Below are 18,629 nucleotides of genomic sequence, written 5' to 3'. Positions count from 1 at the left end.
TTTTACCGTTCATGGCGATCCTATCTATTGCAAAAAGATTTCGTAAAGATAATCCTCGTTGGGTAATACTACTCATCGATATTATGATCGTGCTCTTTTGCTACTACTTTTCGAGCTATGTAATTAACAGCTCCAAAGGTAGGTTTGATTTTGAGCTGATGTTTCAAAAATCACTTACGGTAACCTTCACGTACACCCTATCGTTTATCTTTTATCGAACGTATCGCGGTATCGTCCGGCAGGCCGGTATTCAAGATGCGGCTCGGATCATGATTGCCACCTTTAGCGCATTGGGTGTATTAATGCTAATTTCTCTGATTGCGCGCAATACCTTGCAAAGGGAAGAGCTGCTTGGGCAGTATTTCCGCTTATCCTATGCAGTCGTATTTATGCACGCCTTTCTGGCTACTGTGGCGCTCGTTGCAGCTCGGGTGTTTTACCGGACCATCTACGAATCCTTATTTTTGCATGGTCGTAAATTGACGCGAGTTTTGATCTTCGGTGCAGGAAATATGGGTGGAATTACACTCAATATTTTGCGTAGCGATATCAAACAGAAATACAAAGTGGTGGCCTTCGCCGATGATAGTCCGTCGCGGATTGGTAAGATGATTCACGGATATAAGATACTAAGCATCAATCAGCTCAGTGAGAATTCGCTACAATCTATGAATGTAGACGAAGTCATAATCGCACTGGATGATAATAATCAAGAACGCTTAAATCACATCACACAAGTGATCGAATCTTGGGAGGTGAAAATTAAGATATTGCCGTCCTCGGCAAAAATGCTGCATGGTCAAATCGCCGTGAATCAGTTGCGACCGCTACAGATTGCCGATTTGTTGGGGAGAGCTGCTATTCAATTGGATAATCCTATCGTTGCGGAAGCTTTGTCGAACCGAGTTGTACTGGTTACAGGTGGTGCCGGTTCGATTGGAAGCGAACTGGTACGACAAATTGCGATCAATACTGAAGCGAAGCTTATTGTATTGGATCAAGCCGAATCGCCTCTGTACGATTTGCAACAAGAATTAAAACATCTAATCTCAGTAGATAGTGCGTTTATTGTAGGCAATGTACGTGATAGGAAATTCATGGAAAGTGTGTTTAAAAAATATAAACCGGAGGTAGTATTTCATGCGGCAGCATACAAGCACGTGCCACTGATGGAGCATAATCCGTACGAATCCGTACGTACCAACGTACACGGCACCAAAATCGTTGCCGATCTAGCCAGTGCGTATGGTGTGGATAAGTTTGTGATGATTTCTACCGATAAAGCAGTGAATCCGACCAATGTGATGGGCGCTACCAAACGGATTGCCGAAATCTACGTCTCTGCGTTGAATGGATTAAGTGCTACCAACTATATCGTGACCCGATTTGGTAACGTCTTAGGATCCAATGGTTCGGTCATTCCGCTATTCGAAAAACAGTTGAAAAATGGAGGGCCGCTGACGGTTACGCATCATGATATTACGCGCTATTTTATGACCATTCCCGAGGCTTGCCAATTGGTGCAAGAAGCGGCGATCATGGGCAAAGGTGGGGAAGTATTCGTATTTGATATGGGCAAGCCCGTGCGGATTACCGATTTGGCCAAGCGCATGATTCGTCTCAAAGGATACCGTTATCCAGAAGATATTCAAATCAAATACACCGGCTTACGCCCTGGCGAGAAGATCTATGAGGAATTGTTAGCCAGTGACGAAAATACCATACAGACGCATCATAAGAAGATTATGATTGCATTGGTAAATAGCGAAGATGCACAAAAGAGTATGATGCAAATCGATAACCTTTGTACCTTTGTAAGAGATGCCGATCCAGAAATGGATCAAATGGACTTAGTGCGTCGGGTAAAAGCGCTAGTGCCAGAATTTACATCGCAGAATTCTAAATTTATGGATTTAGATGGACCGGATGCGCAAAATAAGACGGCGCAAAAACATTAATTTTTTCTTTTTAGTTATCCTTAGTACATTCGGGTATGATCAAGCAGGAGGTAGTAGATAAAGTCCTGGATACGGCACGCATAGAAGAGGTTGTAGGCGACTTTGTGCCCCTAAAAAAACGGGGAACCTCACTTATTGGCAATTGTCCGTTTCACGATGAAAAGACCCCTTCCTTCAATGTTTCTGTAGCCAAAGGCATTTACAAGTGCTTCGGATGTGGCGCTGGTGGCGATTCGCTCAAGTTTGTGATGGAGATCGAAAAATTATCGTATCCGGAAGCGATTCGTTACTTGGCCAACAAGTATCACATTCAAGTCGAGGAAGTCGAGCGATCGCCTGAGCAGATGGCCAAGCAAGATAAGCGCGAAAGCTTATTTGTGCTCAGCAAATGGGCAGGTCAGTATTTCGTAGATCAACTCTGGGATTCAGAAGAAGGCCGCTCCATTGGACTATCTTATTTCAAAGAGCGCGGCTACCGCGAAGATATTATTCGCAAGTTTGCCTTGGGCTACTCGCCGGACAAATGGGAAGCGTTGGTCACTGCGGCGGAGCAAGCGGGATTTCAGAAAGAATACCTCAAAGAAATTGGTCTCGCCATTCAGCGCGAAGATCAAAGTATGTACGATCGCTTTCGTGGTCGGGTAATCTTCCCGATATTCAATGTCACGGGACGCGCCATCGGATTCGGTGGGCGAACGCTCAAAACCGAGAAGAGCGTTCCGAAATATGTCAACTCGCCCGAAAGTGAGATTTACCACAAATCCGATGTGCTTTACGGTCTTAATTTGGCCAAAAAAGCGATTTCGGATACCGATATTTGTTACCTCGTAGAAGGTTATGCCGACGTGATTTCCATGCATCAGGCAGGCGTGGAAAATGTGGTGTCTTCCTCTGGTACGTCACTTACCAGCGGACAAATTCGCTTGATCTCTAGATATACAAAGAACGTCACCATTCTCTATGATGGTGATGCTGCCGGTATCAAAGCGTCTTTGCGCGGTACCGATATGTTGCTCGAAGAAGGATTGAATGTCAAAGTCTTGCTCTTTCCTGATGGGCACGACCCCGATTCCTACGTGCAGAAGTTTGGCTCGGCGCATTTCAAGGAATATATCGACAAACATCCGGAGGATTTTGTGTTTTTCAAAACCAATATTCTCCTCAAAGATTCGGGGAATGATCCCGTCAAGAGAGCCGAAGTGATTCGCGATGTGGTTGAAAGTATTTCGTTAATTCCTGACGAAATCAAGGTATCGCTCTATATCCGCCAATGTAGCACTTTGTTGGACATGGAGGAAAGGATTCTCCTGTCGGAATTGAATAAAATGCGCATCAATAAGTCGGCAGCCAAAGAGAAAAAGGCGGCCGCTAGCGCTGGCGATCAGCCTCCGGCCGAATTTTTTGCCGCGATGATGGGTTCGGATGAAGTTGCTGCCATACCGCAACCAGCAACCACACCGCAAAGTACCAAGCTATCGCCCGAAATATTGCAAGAACGAGAATTGATCCGCATATTGTTAAACTATGGCAACGAGCTCGTTACCTGGGATCCAGAAGTGGAGAATATGCCGATTGCGCCGTATCTCATCAATAACTTTGACGATATCAGTTTCGAAGACCCTGCCAGCGCATACATCTTCGACGTATTCAAGAAGAAGATGGCCACCTTTGATATACCCGAGGCCAAACATTTCATTTCCGATCAGCAACCCGGCGTTTCTGACCTTGCCGTCACGCTCATCGCTACACGGTATGAGCTTAGTCCAAATTGGAATGATGACAAGCGTAAGATTTATGTCACGACGGAATTGGATCACCTAAAAAGTTTGGTAACCGAAACGGTATACCGCTTGAAAAAACGAAAGGTAGAGCGCGAACTGCAGAAGATTCGCGAAGAGTTAAAATCACCTCAATCGGCGGTTGATTTGGAAATATTGATGGCCAAATACAAGAAATACAAAGATATGGAAATGATGCTCGGCGAATACCTAGGCAACACCATTGTCAAATAAAATCACTGCATGACCGAGAAGAAAGCTAAGGGCGATTTTGGTGAGCAACGCGCACAAGCTTATCTTCGGAGTTGTGGTTACGAAATACTTACGGTAAATTGGCGACACAAACATGTGGAAGCCGACATTATCATGAAAGATGGTGACATCCTTGTGTTTGTAGAAGTCAAAACCCGTTCTTCGTTGCGGTATGGTTATCCGGAAGAATCCGTGAATTATGCGAAGCAAAAGAACTTAGTGAGGCTAGCGAATGTTTATCTCGCAAAATACGGACACGAAGGAGAAATACGCTTTGATATTGTATCCATCATCTCCGAAGACGAAGTCTTAATAGAACACATTAAAGATGCCTTTTGGCACTATTAAATAAAAAATACACGTATGAAATACCAAGCTTTTGCGGTAGCGTTATCCGCCTGTTTATTCCTGATAGGTTGTAAAAGTCAAAAGGGAAGGTTCGAATTTGTAACTCCAGAAGCAGGCACGTCTATATTGAAAGGGGAGAAGCTTCAATTGGCGTTACGCTTTCCTGATGAAACAGTGGATTCGGTCATTTATTCGGTAGATGGCGATCTGCTAGCGAGCAAGACCGATACCACGGCCTTAGAATTCGATAGCAATCAATTCAACTACGGTAATCGCAGCTTGAGTGCCAAAATATACTATGGAGGCAAAGAAGACATTGCCTATACCAATATTCTTATTGTTCCACCAACACCAACAGCGTATCAATTTGAAGTGCTGAATACCTATCCGCACGATCCCAAAGCCTTCACCCAAGGCTTGCAGTACGAAAATGGCGTTTTATATGAATCTACTGGTATGCAAGGTCGCTCTTCTCTTCGCAAAGTAGATTTGAAAACTGGCAATGTGATTCAAAAAACGGATTTAGATGGGGAGTTGTTTGGTGAAGGAATGACAATCGTCGGGGATAAAATTATCTTCTTGACCTACACGAGCGGAGTAGGATTTGTGTATGACAAATCCAGCTTAAAGCGATTGCAAACCTTTGATTATACCAATCCAAATCAAGAAGGCTGGGGGATTACCTACGATGGCACGCGGTTGATCAAAACCGACGGATCTTCCTTTTTATACTTTGTAGATCCTGTCACCTTTCGCGATCTTGGATCGATTGAAGTGTTTGATGATCGTGGACCGGTGGTGAATCTTAATGAACTGGAATATGTGGATGGTAAGATTTACGCTAATTTGTATTATGGCGACCGCGACGAAGTGGTCATTATCAATCCTGAAACAGGCGTAGTAGAAGGTAAAGTCAATTTTGTAGGCCTTTATAATGGCGAGCGTCAGTCAATAAATAACGAAATGAACGGCATTGCCTACAATGCCAACACCAAAACCTTCTACGTGACCGGAAAAGACTGGACACAACTATTCGAAGTACGTTTGTCGCCCAGATAATTTAGAGCCGCGGAGCACCGTCTTTAGCAGAGAATTTTATTGATGTATTCAAAGAGGTGCTCGGCGTCGCTTCCTGCTCGTCTACGCGGTCTGGGTATAAAACGCCAAACAAGTGATCAATTTCATGCTGAAAAATCACGGCGGTGAAACCTTCCACGTTTTCTTCGATGACATCTCCCGTCGGCAATGCGTATTGCAAACGAATCGCATAGCTGCGCTCTACCTCCTCGCGGCGATCTGGAATAGACAAACAACCTTCCGCGCCTGTGCGCAATAACGTAGATCGCCAGATGATTTTGGGGTTAATATAGCTCTCAAATGGTTGTCTTGCTTTGTCAAATCGCTGTACCAAGATCAGATTTTTGTTGATTCCGACTTGTGGGGCTGCAATCCCAACGCCCGCATGTGCTTCGTCTTGTACCGTCGCTAACATGCGTGCACTGAGTTTTTGCACGAGCGGATCAGTCGGGTTTAGATCTTCCGAAATCGTGGTCAACACGGCTAATTCCTTTTCATCGGTCACCAAATAAACGTGCATCGTTCCCTTGCCATCGGTGATGAGCTTGCGTTCGTGTGCGGCAAAAGTGGATTCGGTTTTTTGCTTTGTGGAAGTTTTTTGTGCCATAAGCGTGCTGGTCTGGATCATGCACAGTAGGATAATAAAAGCCTGTTGCATAGCGTGTGGATTAGTTTACCAAATGTATCGTTTTTTTTGGAGTCTGGCATCCTACGTTTTAAATCGTATTTTTGTAAAAAAAAGATATGCGTATAATGGCTTTCGATTACGGAACCAAACGAGTAGGTGTAGCCGTGACGGATCCGTTGCAGATCATCGCCAATCCATTGACGACATTGCATCCCGATAAATTGTGGCCTTTCCTCCAGGAGTATATGCAAAGCGAAGCCGTCGAGACGTTTGTCGTTGGCAAGCCACGGCGGATGGACGGCACAGATTCTCAATCGGCCGAGCACGTGGTTGGATTCACGCGGCGATTGCAACGGGAATTTCCGAGCATACCCGTGGTGGAGGTCGATGAGCGATTTACGTCCAAAATGGCGTCGGCTGTTATTTCGCAGAGCGGTATGAACCGCAAGAAAAGACAGAACAAGGAGACAGTCGACACGCTATCGGCCACCATCATCTTACAAGATTATTTGAATAGCAAATCCATCTACTAATGGCATTAAAAGATATCACTTTCTTCGTCGAGGAAATCGACTTTACATTAAAACAAAAGCAAAAGGTGCGTCAATGGATCGCCGATACCATCAAAGCCGAAGGCTTTGCACGCGTCGGGGAGCTGAACTTTATCTTTTGCTCCGATGAGTATCTATTAGAGATCAATAAACAATACCTAAATCACGATACATTTACCGATATCGTAACATTCGATAGCTCAGAAGACGAAGATGTCGTCGCTGGAGATATATTTATTTCCGTAGATCGTATTCAGGATAATGCGCAAAAGTTTAATGTCCCGGAGAGCGATGAGCTACATCGCGTCATTATCCACGGTGTGCTACATCTTTGCGGATACTTGGACAAGAAGCCAGCAGACAAAAAATTAATGACTGCCAAAGAAGATCATTACTTAGGCACTCGTTCATTCGTTTAATGACCTCTTTTTAGCTTCAATGAGTTGTGTTGTCCAAAAAAACAGCAGGCCTGAATTGTTAAAATTCAGGCCTGCTGTTTTATAAGAGTAGTTCGACTAGAAGCGCTCGAATTGCGAGAAGAAGAAATCTCCTTCAATCGCTGCATTCTCGTCTGAATCGGACCCGTGTACTGCATTCGCCTCGATAGATTTTGCATATTTGTTACGGATTGTACCTTCATCCGCTTTCGCTGGATCAGTAGCGCCGATCAATGTGCGGAAATCCTCTACAGCATTTTCTTTTTCCAAGATAGCCGCAACAATAGGACCTGAAGTCATGAATTGTACTAGCTCGCCGTAGAATGGACGTTCTTTGTGTACTGCGTAAAAGTTACCTGCTGTTGTATCTGAAAGGTGTACATATTTCATCGCTACGATTTTGAAACCGCCAGCGGTAATGTCGTTCAAGATTGCTCCGATATGTCCGTTTGCTACTGCATCCGGCTTAATCATCGTAAAAGTTCTATTAGTTGCCATATTGGGTGAAATTTTATGCAAAGGTATGAATTTGAGAGCGAAATAATAGCGTCACTCTAGGACAAATTGCTAGCTGTCTATTGGAGTGTAGCAGCTACCAAATGCGGCAGCATATCTTTCTGAAACGAAATGAAATTCTTGCGTACATCCGCATCAGATACAGCTGTGAAAGCAAAAGAGAATACAATGTTCTTGCTGCATTTGATCAGAAATGTCAATTTCTCTTCGGGCACGACAGCACCAATTGTTTCATTTTGGATGAATGAGCTGAGTAACAGAAACTCCAAATCGTCGGATAGGATCTTGAGGTATTCTTGCGCATTGGCCGATTCACGGATAAACTCCCAACCAATAAATTCATTACACACCGTGTAGGTCACGCGACTCACGCGAAGAATAGTTTTTGCTAGAAAGGTACGTAAATCCTGCTGACCAACTTCCTTGCTCAAGATATCCTGCACATTCTCTTGGATATAATCCATCAACACGGCATGCAGAATGAGTTCTTTACTACTAAAGTGCTTATAAAAAGTAGCTTTCGCAACATTAGCATGCTTAGCGAGCTCATTGACACTGGTTTTATTATAACCGTATCGCCTGAATAGCTCGCGGGCAGATTTCTTAATATTGTTTACTATAATATCCGTATCCATAAGGTCGCGCTTTACTTTGGCGGATGTTTATAACGTTTGTCGCGCTACTTTGTTATAAGATTTCTGTTTCGAATTGAGATAAGAATCGCGTATCGTTTTCAGAGAAAAGACGCAGGTCGCGGATTTCGTATTTGAGGTTCGTGATCCGCTCTATCCCCATGCCAAAAGCAAATCCGCTGTATTTTTTGGAGTCAATTCCACAGTTTTCCAACACATTAGGATCCACCATACCACAGCCTAAGATCTCTACCCAACCCGAGTTTTTACAAAGTTGGCAACCTTTGCCTTTACAGATCGTACAGGAGATATCCATCTCTGCCGAAGGCTCTGTGAATGGGAAATAAGAAGGGCGGAAGCGTACTTTTGTACCTTCGCCGTACAACTCTTGCACAAAGTGGAAAAGCGTTTGTTTTAAGTCGGCAAAGGATACATTCTCATCTACATACAAACCTTCTACTTGATGAAAAAAGCAATGCGCTCTTGCAGAAATCGCTTCATTGCGGAATACTCTTCCCGGCATGATCGCACGGAAAGGCGGCTGACCAGCTTGCATCAAACGAACTTGTACAGAAGAAGTATGAGTACGCAGAGCGATGTCATTTCCATCTTGTTTTTTGATGAAAAACGTATCCTGCATATCTCTTGCAGGATGCTCTGGTGGAAAGTTCAGTGCAGAGAAATTGTGCCAATCGTCTTCGATCTCTGGTCCTTCTGCTACGATAAAACCCAATTTTTTGAAGATCTCCACAATTTCCTTGCGTACCAAAGAAAGTGGATGACGTGAGCCTAATTGGAATCCTTCACCAGGAAGCGTTAAGTCACCGTCGAAAGCTTTTTCTTGACTGTCGGCAGCATCGCCAACGGTATCAATGGCATGCTGCAGCGTAGTTTCTGCTAGGATTTTGAATTCATTCAATACCTTTCCAAGCGTTCTTTTCTCTTCGGATGAAACCGACTTAAACTCTTCAAATAGGGATTTGACAATGCCTTTTGATACCAAAAATTTGAGGCGAAATGCTTCAATCTCTGCGGCGTTGGTCAACGAACTTTCCTGAATCTCCTGCGTATACTGCGCTATTTTATCTTGCAACATGGCTCAAAGATACTGGAAAATATTAAAAAATCCTTGCACCCCCGTGTTGTAACAAGAATCTGTTTTTATGGAGCGAAAAATTTAAAATGGCAGTCCATCGTTATCATCATCGTTCTCACGAAAGTCTACCTTTTCCTCATCGGGTTGATCTTCGGGTCTATCGCTACTGCGCTCTCCCGATTGCGGCTCAAAATCAGACCGTCTACCTAACAAATTGAAGCTTTCGGCTACAATCTCCGTGGTAAATCGACGCACACCTTCTTTGTCCTCGTAGGTGCGGGTGCGCAACTTTCCTTCAATATAAACTAATTTGCCTTTTTTCAAGTATTTTACCGCTAAATCTGCCAAAGCGCGCCACAGTACGATATTGTGCCATTCCGTTTGCTCCACTTTTTTGCCATCTTTATTGTAAAATTCAGAAGTAGCAAGTGGAAAACTTGCAACAGAAACGTTGCCATCTAAGTAGCGAATTTCAGGATCTTTGCCTAGGTGCCCGACTAATATAACTTTGTTTACGCTCGCCATAATGGAGTAATTTAGGGTGTTAGTTTGGGAAGTTGTCCGTCCTTAGGAAGGAGAAGATCAGCTTATGTTTAGCTAATTTATCTAAATTATCTGACAAAATGTATTCCCAGTCCGTTTTTTTATTTTTAATCTGTGTGTTCTCTGGAAGCAAATAGAACTGTGCATAAATGTGTTGATGGCTCAATACTTGTTTGATCGGCACACCTAATGGAATCGGCGTTGCGGAGTCGAAATGCGCAATATAGGCGTCGCTGTTCTGCAATTCTTCTACCAATATTGGAGCGGTTGTCTCCAGCATCGGGAATTCATATAAGTTTGCCCAGATGTCGCCTTGCGGTCTTTTGGCTACCATTATTTCTGCACCACGACGGATGATAAAGTAATGAAAATACCGCTTTCGTATTTTGGTCGTTTTCACTTTCCTTGGCAGTAGATCAACACGATTAGTGGCAAAAGCATCGCATTGATCGGCGAAGATGCATGCTGCACACAAAGGTTGTTTTGGCTTACATACTGTAGCGCCAAAATCCATAATGGCCTGATTGTATAAACCGGGTTGTGATGTGCTGATTAATGAATCGGCCAATTCTTGAAACTGCTTCTTTCCTGTACCACTATTAATGTCGGTATCAATGCCGAAAACGCGTGATAATACACGGTACACGTTGCCATCCACCACTGCGCGTACTTCATTGCTAGAAAATGAGGAAATGGCGCTGGCGGTGTATGCGCCAATGCCGGGAAGTTGAATCACCTCTTCGTACGAAGTGGGAAATGCGCCATTGAAATTACTCATCACCGTCTTTGCAGCCTTATGCATATTGCGGGCGCGTGAGTAATATCCTAAGCCTTGCCAAAGCCTCAAAATAAAATCTTCCTCTGCTTCCGCAAAATCACGAACCGTTGGCAGCTGTGTTACAAAAGTCTGAAAGTAGGGTAGCCCTTGCTCTACACGTGTCTGTTGCAGAATGATTTCCGATAGCCAGATGATATAAGGGTCGGAGGTTTGCCGCCACGGTAACTCTCGCCCATATTTTTCGTACCACGCGATGAGTTTTGAAGAAAATGACATGAGGCCAAAGTTTGAAAATATCGTGCCGAATTGCAAAAATTAGTGTTAAAAATTGTGAAAATATGAGGGTAAGTTTGAATAATCAGTAAGTTTGCGACTGTGTAAAAAAATATAGGAGCAAAAAATTATGCTGAAGAAGAAGACTTCTGTCCTGATTGTTAGCGCTGATGGTAACCCTAACAAGAAGATTCAGATTCCTACATTCTTACTGTCTTATTGGAAACATATTGCGTTTTCATTGGCTACAGTTGTGTTGTTGGGTGTTGTGGGGATTGTTTATTTCGTAAACCATCGAAATGAGAAATTGTATGCCGAAGTATACTTGAAGAAGATTGATAAACTTCGACAGCGTAATCAGCAGCTTACATTAGACGATGCGAGTAAGCAGGTCAATATAGATGACGTAAGACGCTCCATCAATAGCTTTGATAGCACACTCAACCGCATCAATGCTAAAATGAAAAAACGTGGCTTGAAAGCCATTGCCCTCAACAACGCCGGTGGCCCACTGGTAGAAGACGATGATAATCTCGAAGAATTAGCGAAATATTATGTGAATATGCTGGAAGATGTAGAAAATCGGTTGGACGGCGCTCCATTCGGTCGCCCACACAACGGTCGCATTACATCTCGCTACGGTTACCGCGGTAATCCATTCACCGGAGGTGGCCGTGAAAGACATTCTGGTATTGATTTTCAAGGTCGTACCGGTGAAAACATAAAATCTACTGCCAAAGGAACGGTAATATTTGCCGGATATAAAGGTGGATACGGAAACCTAGTCGCTGTAAGGCATGCCAATGGATATGAGACTCGTTATGCACATCTAAGTAGAATTCGAGTGAAGTCTGGACAACGCATTGATGTAGGTACTATTGTTGGTCTTTTAGGTAGTACAGGCCGTAGCACCGGGCCACATCTTCATTATGAAGTATTGCAAGGCGGTCGTACCATTAATCCAGAAAAATATTTCCAATTTTAATAGATCCGTTTAAAGTCGATAGTAACCATTATGTTCAACGCCAAGCAAGATAAAGTCCGGAAGCTAAATCGTCCAGAGGATTTCCAAATCAGCACGGTCATTGCAGAAGGAATTTCTATTGAAGGTGCTTTGATTGGTACGGAAAGTTTGCGCATTGATGGCAAGATCAAAGGCAATATCCGTATGGGAAAAGGTGTGATTATTGGTGAATCGGCTTTTGTAGATGGTGATATTTCCTGCGAAACATTAATAGTCTATGGCCATGTCAAGGGTGATGTGCAATGTCAAACGCTTACACTCAAGTCTGCAGGTAAGTTGTATGGCAATGCAGCGATAGCACAATTTTCGGTAGATATGGGCGGTCAACTGATTGGCACCGTTACCGTAGCCGATGCGCGTGAGCCCATGCTATTAGCAAGTAAAGTCGACTAACGCCATCATTATTACGCGATCTTCAACATGAGCGAAACCACGTTCGTCATTCATACTTTACATCGTGGGCGGTTTATCCAAATTCTGCTCGGCTCTTTATTTGCCGTAGGTATCGGCGCTTCTTATATACATGTAGAAGAGATTCCAAAGATTATTGGATTGCTTGTTTGCTTACCACTCCTCTTATTTTTAAGTGTCAAATGGAGTCAGCAACCTTCTACTTGGTCTACGCATGCTGGTTTACTGCGCATTGTAAAAGGCAGCAAAACTTGGGAGTTTGATCTGAAGGATATCACCCATATTCAAAATCATTTGCGCTCGGGAGGCAACCTGCTAGCCATTCACAAAAAGAAAAAATTCCAACCTGTTCGTTTTTGGCGCAATAAATTGTTTCAGTCTGTCGACGAGATGACCGAAATGCTGCGTCACTTGGAAAGCTTGGGTGTGCCTGTTACCCTAGCTTAAGCGTCGCTTTAGGCACTTAAATACGGCTATATCGCATATTTTTTACGAAGCCTTCTCCCCAATAGTTTCTTTTGTTTTGTAAGTTTGGCTTCTATGAAGCTACTATATACTTTTCTTTCCCTCAGCCTTTCTCTTTTGATGTTGCAAGCGCAAGCGCAGCGCAAAGGTTATTGGCAGCAGAAAGTGGATTACACCATGCATATTGATGTCGACGAAAAAGCCTATCAATATGCTGGAGATATGAAATTATTATATACCAACAACTCCGGCAAGCCACTAAATAAAGTGTATTTTCACTTATATTTCAATGCTTTTCAGCCCGGCAGCATGATGGATTACCGTTTGCAAACCATTTCCGATCCTGATAAACGAATGATGGCCAAGTCTGGTAATTCCGGTGCGTTGCAAAGTCGAATTACGCTATTGCAGCCCAATGAGATCGGCTATCAAAAAATAAAATCGCTGACCTTTAATGGCGCGCCCACAAAGTACGCGGTAAGCGGAACCATATTAGAAGTAGCATTGCCAGCGACGCTAGAAGACGGTGCTGTTGGCGAATTCAACATGACGTGGGATGCGCAAGTGCCGGAGCAGATCCGCCGTAGCGGTCGCAATTCCAAAGAAGGTGTGGCTTTGTCGATGACCCAATGGTATCCAAAAATGGCCCATTTCGATGATTACGGATGGCATTTGGACGAATATGTGGCGCGTGAATTCATTGCACCATTTGGCAATTTTGATGTTACGATTCACTTAAATAGGGATTTTGTGGTGGGTGGATCAGGTAAGTTGCAAAACCCAAAACAAGTCAAAGGATATGATCAGTCGGCCAAACCAAAGGCTGACAAAAACAATAAAGTAGCTTGGCATTTCAAAGCCAATCAAATCCACGATTTTGCTTGGGCGGCAGATCCCAAAATGATGGTCGACTCGGCGAAAACCAAAGGCGGCGTGACAGTGTACACGGTCTTTCTCCCCACAGACAAAGAGGTGATTCAAAATTGGAAAACTGCCCTTGGTTTGGCGACAGAATTTTTTGATTTTGCTTCTGCAAAATTTGGCGCGTATCCATGGCCAACGTATAGTATTGTACAAGGTGGCGACGGTGGCATGGAATACGGAACAGCAACGTTGGTGACGGGCGGGCGAAAACTCGATGGATTAGTTGGCGTAATCTTCCATGAAGCGGCACACTCTTGGTATCAGCATCTATTTGGTATCAACGAAACGGTCGATGAATGGTTTGACGAGGGTTTTACAAGTTACGTGCAAGATATTGCGTTCCAACAGTTGTTCGACAAGAAAGGCGCTGTAGAAACTAACCCGATGATCGATTCGTACCGCGCGTATTATAAACTTGTGCTGTCTGGAAAAGAAGAACCGATGAGCTTGCTAGCCGACTACTACAAAACCAACTATGGCTATACGCAAAGCTCGTACACTAAAGGTTCGGTATTGGCGGAGCAGTTGGGTTATATTATTGGTAAGGAAAACTTAGAAAAAACCTTCCTGGCATTCTATGACCAATGGAAGTTCAAACATCCTACGCCGAATGATTTTAAACGCGTTGCCGAAGAGGTTTCCGGGATTAACTTGAAATGGTACTTTAATCTCTTTATCAATACCACGCGCACGATTGATTATGGTATAGAGCAGGTAACGGATCAGCAAATTGTATTGCGGAACAAGTCGGATTTGGCGATGCCTTTAGATGTGTTGGTAGAATACCAAGACGGTAGCCAAGAGTTGTTTTACATTCCGCTTCGCGAAATGCGCGGACAAAAACCTGCGGAAGGATACGCGCTGTATGATGGTGTAAAACGGACGGTGCTGGAAGATTGGTTCTGGACAAAACCTACCTACAATATCACATTATCTCAAAAGCCCAAGAAAGTAACGATAGATCCTACGCAGCGCTTAGCCGACGTAGAATCGAGCGATAATTCGGTTACTAAGTAACAACAAAAAGAGCCAACTCGGAAGGAGTTGGCTCTTTTGCATTTTGAAGGAAAGAGGATTAGTTTAATCCTCTTTTTTTCATTAAGTGTACTGGGTTTGGATCAGCACCGCGGAAGGTACGATACATCTCTGCAGGGTTGCCCGTTCCACCGCGCTCCAAGATGTTGCGACGGAATGAATTTGCTGTAGATTGATCGTATAAACCTTTTTCTTTAAAGGCTGCAAACGCATCAGAATCTAATACTTCAGACCAGATGTAGCTGTAGTATCCCGAAGAGTATCCACCAGAAAAGATATGCTGGAAGTTCGTCGTTCTATAACGCGGAATGATCGCATCGATCAATCCAATTTTACGCATAGCGGCATCTTCGAATGCGATCGCATCGGCCGTGATCGGCGTCGTCGTCGAATGGTAATTCATATCTAGCAACGAAGCGGCTAGGTATTCTACCGTAGCAAAACCTTGGTCGAATGTGCCTGCTTTCTGCATTTTCTCGATTAACGAATCTGGAATCGCTTCGCCAGTTTCATAGTGTTTAGCATACGTTTTCATGACTTCTGGATCACCTGCCCAGTTTTCCATGATTTGCGAAGGCAATTCTACAAAATCACGCGGTACAGAAGTGCCCGACAGGCTTTTGTATTTTACGTTAGATAATAAACCGTGTAATGCATGGCCAAATTCGTGGAACAAAGTGCTCGCTTCATCAAAAGTCAGCAAAGCAGGCTTATCGCCAACAGGTTTCGTAAAGTTGCATACGATAGAAATTACCGGAGCAACGCGTTTACCATCTTTGGTGTACTGTGAGCGATAAGAGGTCATCCAAGCGCCTGAGCGTTTTGAATCGCGTGGGAAGAAATCAGCATACAAAATGCCTAAGTGCGAGCCGTCTTTATCTTTCACTTCGTATACTTCTACTTCTTCATGATATACAGGAACGTTGTTCAGCGCGACAAAGCTCAAGCCATAGAGTTTAGCGGCAGTCTGAAAAGCTCCTTCACGTACTTCGGCTAGGCCAAAGTAAGGTCTGATTTCCTCTTCATTCAACGCGAAGCGTTTCATACGCACTTTTTCTGCGTAATAACGCCAATCGTACGGAGCCACTTGGAAGGTGTCGCCTGCCAATTTGATCTCTTGTTGCAGATCTGCTTCTTCTACTTTGGCTTTTGCCAACGCAGGTCCCCACAGTTTATTCAATAGGTTGAATACATTTTCAGGATTTTCGGCCATGGATTCTTCCAATACATAGGCTGCATGCGAAGGGTAGCCTAACAATTTCGCTTTTTCTAAACGCAGGTTAGCAATTTCAATGGCATTTTTCTTATTGTCAAATTCGCCGCCATTATTCCCACGCAATTGGTAAGCATTCCAGATTTGTTTGCGCAACTCCCGGTTGTCAGCATATTGTAGGAATGGCATTACCGAAGGGTTAGACAAAGTAAATACCCATTTGCCTTCTTTACCTTTTTCCTTGGCTGTTGCTGCTGCGGCAGCCCGTACACCTTCTGGTAATCCTGACAGGTCTTTCTCGTCTTCGATCACCAATTCGTACGTCTTCGCCTCAGCTGGCAAGTTATCACCAAATGAATTCGTCAGCGTAGACAGTTTCGAGTTGATCGCTTTTAGCTTTTCTTTGCTCTCTTCTGGTAAGTTGGCTCCTGCACGTACAAAACCTTTGTAGGTTTCTTCTAGCAGCTTAATGTCTTCTTTATCCATACCCAAAGCATCTTTTTGATCGTAGACGGCTTTGACACGCGCAAATAATTTCGCGTTTAATTGAATCTCGTCGCGGTGTGCGGATAGCACTGGGGCCATATCAGCAGCGATGGCTTGCAAAGAATCCGTTTTGTTGGCCGAATTCAGATTGCCAAAAATCACGGCTACCTGACTCAGCATGGAGCCCGCATTTTCTAACGCTAAGATTGTGTTTTGAAAGGTTGGCTCTTCCTCATTATTGACAATAGAATCTACTTCTAAATTATGCAATTTGAGGGCTTCGGCGTAAGCCGGACGGAAATGTTCGTCTTTGATCTTGTCAAACGGTGGAACATTAAAAGGGGTGTCAAAGAATCCTAACAAAGGGTTGTTCATGTTGTCGTTTTGTTTAGATTCTCCACAACCTACTACCATGGAGGTGATCACCATGCAGATAGGCAGTAATCGCTTTTTAATCATGTAAAGTATGTTTAGTCGTCGAAATTTTACCCACAAATGTAGGGATTAATTTCAACTGTATCATGGAGTTTGATGTAGGCGATAGGTTATCGTTACGCTAAAGATGATTTTAGAACTGTCCAACCATCTGATAGATTTCCGTTATATAGCGAGCTTCTTCCAATGATAGGATAAAATTTCCCCATTCAGGAAAGGTAAAAGTGAGCGCTAACTCTGGGAGTGGTGTGGGTAACATCATGCGCGATACGCCATCTGGACAGGTGAAGAATTTTTCTCGTCCTTTATACGTGTGTACGCCGTTTGCAAATTGTTGAAAGTGCTCCCCATCAAAAGATAGCAAGGTGGAATCTTGCCAGATGTAATAGGTTTTGCAGCTTGGACAATAGGTGATATGAGTTTGCCCATTCGAGCTGAGCATTCGTGAATGACACATGTGGTATTTATATTTATTTAGATCAAATATAAATAACTAATTATTGTTCTCAAAATATTTTCCACCAAGGTTTTGTAATACCGACGTACCAACTGCCATTTTCTTGTTTTACGGGGTAGGTATTTATGTAGTTTCCTTGGCCAGGATTTCCTCTTCCTGTCTTGATATCAAAACCATGTCGGTGAAATGGGCAGATTAATTTCCCATCCTCGCACCAGCCCTGAGATAGGTCAGCACCAGCATGCGGGCATTTTGTGCCTGTAATATATGGCTGTCCGGACTGGTAAACTAAGCAGAGTTTTTTGCCATTTACTTGGATAGAAGATACGCCTTCGTGTTCTGGAATTTTAAATTCGTGCCAAATCATATATAAAGATGAACAAATTGCACGCATAATCGTTGGATATAAATGCAGATTGACAAAGAGTTGTATCTCGCATCTATTGATTATCTTTGTACCACTATGTCGAAGAATTTACAAGTTACCATTGACAAGGATTCCGGTTTCTGTTTTGGAGTGGTCTATGCCATTGATATGGCCGAGGAGATCTTGGAAGAAGAAGGACAGCTTTATTGTCTGGGCGATATAGTGCATAATGATGAAGAAGTCGCGCGATTAAAAGCGAAAGGTCTGCAGATTATCAGCCATGAAGATCTGCCAGGTTTACAAAATGCTAAAGTGCTGATTAGAGCGCATGGTGAAGCGCCAGAAACTTATAGAACGGCATTAGAAAATAATATTACATTGATCGATGCTTCCTGTCCGGTGGTATTAAAACTGCAAAATAGGATTAAAACTTCTCACGATAACAAGGAGAAAATACTCATTTTCGGTAAGCATGGTCATGCCGAGGTGATTGGATTGAAAGGGCAAACGAACGATGAAGCGTTAGTATTCCAAGATATTGCTGAGCTGGACGATGTAGAATTGCCGCAATCATTTACCTTGTATAGTCAGACGACTAAAAGTGTCGATAAGTTTTATGCGATCAAAGAAGAGTTGATCAATCGTGGTCACGAAGTAAAGGCCAATGATACGATCTGTCGTCAAGTATCCAATCGCTACGAAGACTTGTTGCATTTTGCCCAAGCATATGACCGTATCGTTTTTGTGTCGGGTAAGAAATCTTCTAACGGTAAAGTCTTATACGATGTGTGCAAATCGGCTAATCCCAATAGCTATTTTGTCTCGGATGTAAGTGAGTTGGATGCAGCCGTTTTTCAATCTAATGAATCCGTCGGCATCTGCGGTGCTACATCTACACCGATGTGGTTGATGAAAGATGTAAAAGCATCTATTGAAGCATTGTAA

General features: G+C 43.5%; 20 protein-coding genes. 11 read left to right on the top strand and 9 right to left on the bottom strand.

From position 1 onward, the window contains the following. Nucleotides 1–11: 11 nt before the first annotated feature. The 4 genes from DC487_RS06380 to DC487_RS06365 are packed head-to-tail and all read left to right on the top strand — an operon-like array spanning nt 12 to nt 5,395. Nucleotides 12–1,958, top strand: a complete 1,947-nt coding sequence (locus DC487_RS06380) for a polysaccharide biosynthesis protein (RefSeq protein WP_116775137.1) — start codon at nt 12–14, stop codon at nt 1,956–1,958. 35 nt (nt 1,959–1,993) lie between these two features. Beyond that, nucleotides 1,994–3,970 carry a DNA primase gene (gene dnaG, locus DC487_RS06375; protein ID WP_116775136.1) on the top strand — a complete coding sequence of 659 codons (1,977 nt, stop codon included), beginning with the start codon at nt 1,994–1,996 and terminating at the stop codon, nt 3,968–3,970. Nucleotides 3,971–3,979: 9 nt separating this feature from the next. Then, nucleotides 3,980–4,336 (top strand): YraN family protein, encoded by a 357-nt coding sequence (locus DC487_RS06370; protein WP_116775135.1) that lies wholly within the window; start codon nt 3,980–3,982, stop codon nt 4,334–4,336. Nucleotides 4,337–4,351: 15 nt separating this feature from the next. Next, nucleotides 4,352–5,395 (top strand): glutaminyl-peptide cyclotransferase, encoded by a 1,044-nt coding sequence (locus DC487_RS06365; RefSeq protein ID WP_116775134.1) that lies wholly within the window; start codon nt 4,352–4,354, stop codon nt 5,393–5,395. Between the two features lies 1 nt (nt 5,396). On the opposite strand, the gene def is transcribed toward DC487_RS06365, so the two are convergent. Beyond that, a complete protein-coding gene (gene def / locus DC487_RS06360; protein ID WP_116775577.1) occupies nt 5,397–6,020 on the bottom strand; it encodes a peptide deformylase in 624 nt (207 codons plus the stop codon). Between the two features lie 137 nt (nt 6,021–6,157). On the opposite strand from def, the gene ruvX reads away from it, so the two are divergent. Continuing rightward, the gene (ruvX, locus tag DC487_RS06355) at nt 6,158–6,574 is read left to right on the top strand and encodes a Holliday junction resolvase RuvX (RefSeq protein WP_116775133.1); all 417 of its coding nucleotides are present in this window, start codon (nt 6,158–6,160) and stop codon (nt 6,572–6,574) included. Further along, nucleotides 6,574–7,011, top strand: a complete 438-nt coding sequence (gene ybeY, locus DC487_RS06350) for an rRNA maturation RNase YbeY (protein WP_116775132.1) — start codon at nt 6,574–6,576, stop codon at nt 7,009–7,011. The genes ruvX and ybeY overlap by 1 nt, the downstream gene beginning before the upstream one ends. Before the next feature lie 96 nt (nt 7,012–7,107). Here the strand turns inward: ybeY and DC487_RS06345 are convergent, their stop codons facing one another. The 5 genes from DC487_RS06345 to mutY all read right to left on the bottom strand — a co-directional run bounded on the left by DC487_RS06345 (nt 7,108) and on the right by mutY (nt 10,870). Continuing rightward, nucleotides 7,108–7,527, bottom strand: a complete 420-nt coding sequence (locus DC487_RS06345; RefSeq protein ID WP_116775131.1) for a nucleoside-diphosphate kinase — start codon at nt 7,525–7,527, stop codon at nt 7,108–7,110. Nucleotides 7,528–7,604: 77 nt separating this feature from the next. Continuing rightward, complete coding sequence (locus DC487_RS06340) at nt 7,605–8,180, bottom strand: TetR/AcrR family transcriptional regulator (protein WP_116775130.1); 576 nt, start codon at nt 8,178–8,180, stop codon at nt 7,605–7,607. A gap of 52 nt (nt 8,181–8,232) precedes the next feature. After that, the gene (gene pheS / locus DC487_RS06335; protein ID WP_116775129.1) at nt 8,233–9,273 is read right to left on the bottom strand and encodes a phenylalanine--tRNA ligase subunit alpha; all 1,041 of its coding nucleotides are present in this window, start codon (nt 9,271–9,273) and stop codon (nt 8,233–8,235) included. Nucleotides 9,274–9,354: 81 nt separating this feature from the next. Further along, the gene (locus tag DC487_RS06330; RefSeq protein WP_116775128.1) at nt 9,355–9,798 is read right to left on the bottom strand and encodes a single-stranded DNA-binding protein; all 444 of its coding nucleotides are present in this window, start codon (nt 9,796–9,798) and stop codon (nt 9,355–9,357) included. A gap of 19 nt (nt 9,799–9,817) precedes the next feature. After that, on the bottom strand, nt 9,818–10,870 hold the full coding sequence (mutY, locus tag DC487_RS06325; RefSeq protein ID WP_116775127.1) for an A/G-specific adenine glycosylase: 1,053 nt from the start codon (nt 10,868–10,870) through the stop codon (nt 9,818–9,820). 127 nt (nt 10,871–10,997) lie between these two features. On the opposite strand from mutY, the gene DC487_RS06320 reads away from it, so the two are divergent. From DC487_RS06320 to DC487_RS06305, 4 genes are all read left to right on the top strand, one after another. Next, nucleotides 10,998–11,852 carry a M23 family metallopeptidase gene (locus DC487_RS06320; RefSeq protein WP_116775126.1) on the top strand — a complete coding sequence of 285 codons (855 nt, stop codon included), beginning with the start codon at nt 10,998–11,000 and terminating at the stop codon, nt 11,850–11,852. Between the two features lie 30 nt (nt 11,853–11,882). Continuing rightward, entirely contained in the window at nt 11,883–12,284 is a 402-nt protein-coding gene (locus DC487_RS06315) for a bactofilin family protein (protein WP_116775125.1), read from the top strand. A 27-nt stretch (nt 12,285–12,311) separates the two neighbouring features. Next, nucleotides 12,312–12,749, top strand: coding sequence for a hypothetical protein (locus DC487_RS06310; protein ID WP_116775124.1), 438 nt, complete (start codon nt 12,312–12,314; stop codon nt 12,747–12,749). A 93-nt stretch (nt 12,750–12,842) separates the two neighbouring features. Further along, nucleotides 12,843–14,708: a M1 family metallopeptidase gene (locus DC487_RS06305; protein ID WP_116775123.1), complete on the top strand. Its 1,866-nt coding sequence runs from the start codon at nt 12,843–12,845 to the stop codon at nt 14,706–14,708. Nucleotides 14,709–14,766: 58 nt separating this feature from the next. Here the strand turns inward: DC487_RS06305 and DC487_RS06300 are convergent, their stop codons facing one another. From DC487_RS06300 to DC487_RS06290, 3 genes are all read right to left on the bottom strand, one after another. Beyond that, complete coding sequence (locus DC487_RS06300) at nt 14,767–16,884, bottom strand: M3 family metallopeptidase (protein ID WP_116775122.1); 2,118 nt, start codon at nt 16,882–16,884, stop codon at nt 14,767–14,769. Nucleotides 16,885–16,993: 109 nt separating this feature from the next. Continuing rightward, nucleotides 16,994–17,317: a hypothetical protein gene (locus DC487_RS06295; protein ID WP_133228429.1), complete on the bottom strand. Its 324-nt coding sequence runs from the start codon at nt 17,315–17,317 to the stop codon at nt 16,994–16,996. Nucleotides 17,318–17,366: 49 nt separating this feature from the next. Further along, nucleotides 17,367–17,684 carry a Rieske (2Fe-2S) protein gene (locus DC487_RS06290; RefSeq protein ID WP_116775120.1) on the bottom strand — a complete coding sequence of 106 codons (318 nt, stop codon included), beginning with the start codon at nt 17,682–17,684 and terminating at the stop codon, nt 17,367–17,369. A gap of 96 nt (nt 17,685–17,780) precedes the next feature. Here DC487_RS06290 and DC487_RS06285 point away from each other — a divergent pair, with 96 nt between their 5' ends. Next, nucleotides 17,781–18,629, top strand: coding sequence for a 4-hydroxy-3-methylbut-2-enyl diphosphate reductase (locus DC487_RS06285; protein ID WP_116775576.1), 849 nt, complete (start codon nt 17,781–17,783; stop codon nt 18,627–18,629).

The sequence above is a fragment of the Sphingobacterium corticibacter genome (genome assembly GCF_003076635.1).
Taxonomy (GTDB): Bacteria; Bacteroidota; Bacteroidia; order Sphingobacteriales; family Sphingobacteriaceae; genus Sphingobacterium; species Sphingobacterium corticibacter.
This window is presented reverse-complemented; position numbering and strand designations above follow the sequence as displayed.

Excerpts from the sequence above, each read along its gene's own strand:
- DC487_RS06380 (WP_116775137.1), top strand. The coding sequence starts at position 12 with ATGGCGATCCTATCTATTGCAAAAAGATTTCGTAAAGATAATCCTCGT.
- dnaG (WP_116775136.1), top strand. The coding sequence starts at position 1,994 with ATGATCAAGCAGGAGGTAGTAGATAAAGTCCTGGATACGGCACGCATA.
- DC487_RS06370 (WP_116775135.1), top strand. The coding sequence starts at position 3,980 with ATGACCGAGAAGAAAGCTAAGGGCGATTTTGGTGAGCAACGCGCACAA.
- DC487_RS06365 (WP_116775134.1), top strand. The coding sequence starts at position 4,352 with ATGAAATACCAAGCTTTTGCGGTAGCGTTATCCGCCTGTTTATTCCTG.
- def (WP_116775577.1), bottom strand. The coding sequence starts at position 6,020 with ATGGCACAAAAAACTTCCACAAAGCAAAAAACCGAATCCACTTTTGCC.
- ruvX (WP_116775133.1), top strand. The coding sequence starts at position 6,158 with ATGCGTATAATGGCTTTCGATTACGGAACCAAACGAGTAGGTGTAGCC.
- ybeY (WP_116775132.1), top strand. The coding sequence starts at position 6,574 with ATGGCATTAAAAGATATCACTTTCTTCGTCGAGGAAATCGACTTTACA.
- DC487_RS06345 (WP_116775131.1), bottom strand. The coding sequence starts at position 7,527 with ATGGCAACTAATAGAACTTTTACGATGATTAAGCCGGATGCAGTAGCA.
- DC487_RS06340 (WP_116775130.1), bottom strand. The coding sequence starts at position 8,180 with ATGGATACGGATATTATAGTAAACAATATTAAGAAATCTGCCCGCGAG.
- pheS (WP_116775129.1), bottom strand. The coding sequence starts at position 9,273 with ATGTTGCAAGATAAAATAGCGCAGTATACGCAGGAGATTCAGGAAAGT.
- DC487_RS06330 (WP_116775128.1), bottom strand. The coding sequence starts at position 9,798 with ATGGCGAGCGTAAACAAAGTTATATTAGTCGGGCACCTAGGCAAAGAT.
- mutY (WP_116775127.1), bottom strand. The coding sequence starts at position 10,870 with ATGTCATTTTCTTCAAAACTCATCGCGTGGTACGAAAAATATGGGCGA.
- DC487_RS06320 (WP_116775126.1), top strand. The coding sequence starts at position 10,998 with ATGCTGAAGAAGAAGACTTCTGTCCTGATTGTTAGCGCTGATGGTAAC.
- DC487_RS06315 (WP_116775125.1), top strand. The coding sequence starts at position 11,883 with ATGTTCAACGCCAAGCAAGATAAAGTCCGGAAGCTAAATCGTCCAGAG.
- DC487_RS06310 (WP_116775124.1), top strand. The coding sequence starts at position 12,312 with ATGAGCGAAACCACGTTCGTCATTCATACTTTACATCGTGGGCGGTTT.
- DC487_RS06305 (WP_116775123.1), top strand. The coding sequence starts at position 12,843 with ATGAAGCTACTATATACTTTTCTTTCCCTCAGCCTTTCTCTTTTGATG.
- DC487_RS06300 (WP_116775122.1), bottom strand. The coding sequence starts at position 16,884 with ATGATTAAAAAGCGATTACTGCCTATCTGCATGGTGATCACCTCCATG.
- DC487_RS06295 (WP_133228429.1), bottom strand. The coding sequence starts at position 17,317 with ATGTGTCATTCACGAATGCTCAGCTCGAATGGGCAAACTCATATCACC.
- DC487_RS06290 (WP_116775120.1), bottom strand. The coding sequence starts at position 17,684 with ATGATTTGGCACGAATTTAAAATTCCAGAACACGAAGGCGTATCTTCT.
- DC487_RS06285 (WP_116775576.1), top strand. The coding sequence starts at position 17,781 with ATGTCGAAGAATTTACAAGTTACCATTGACAAGGATTCCGGTTTCTGT.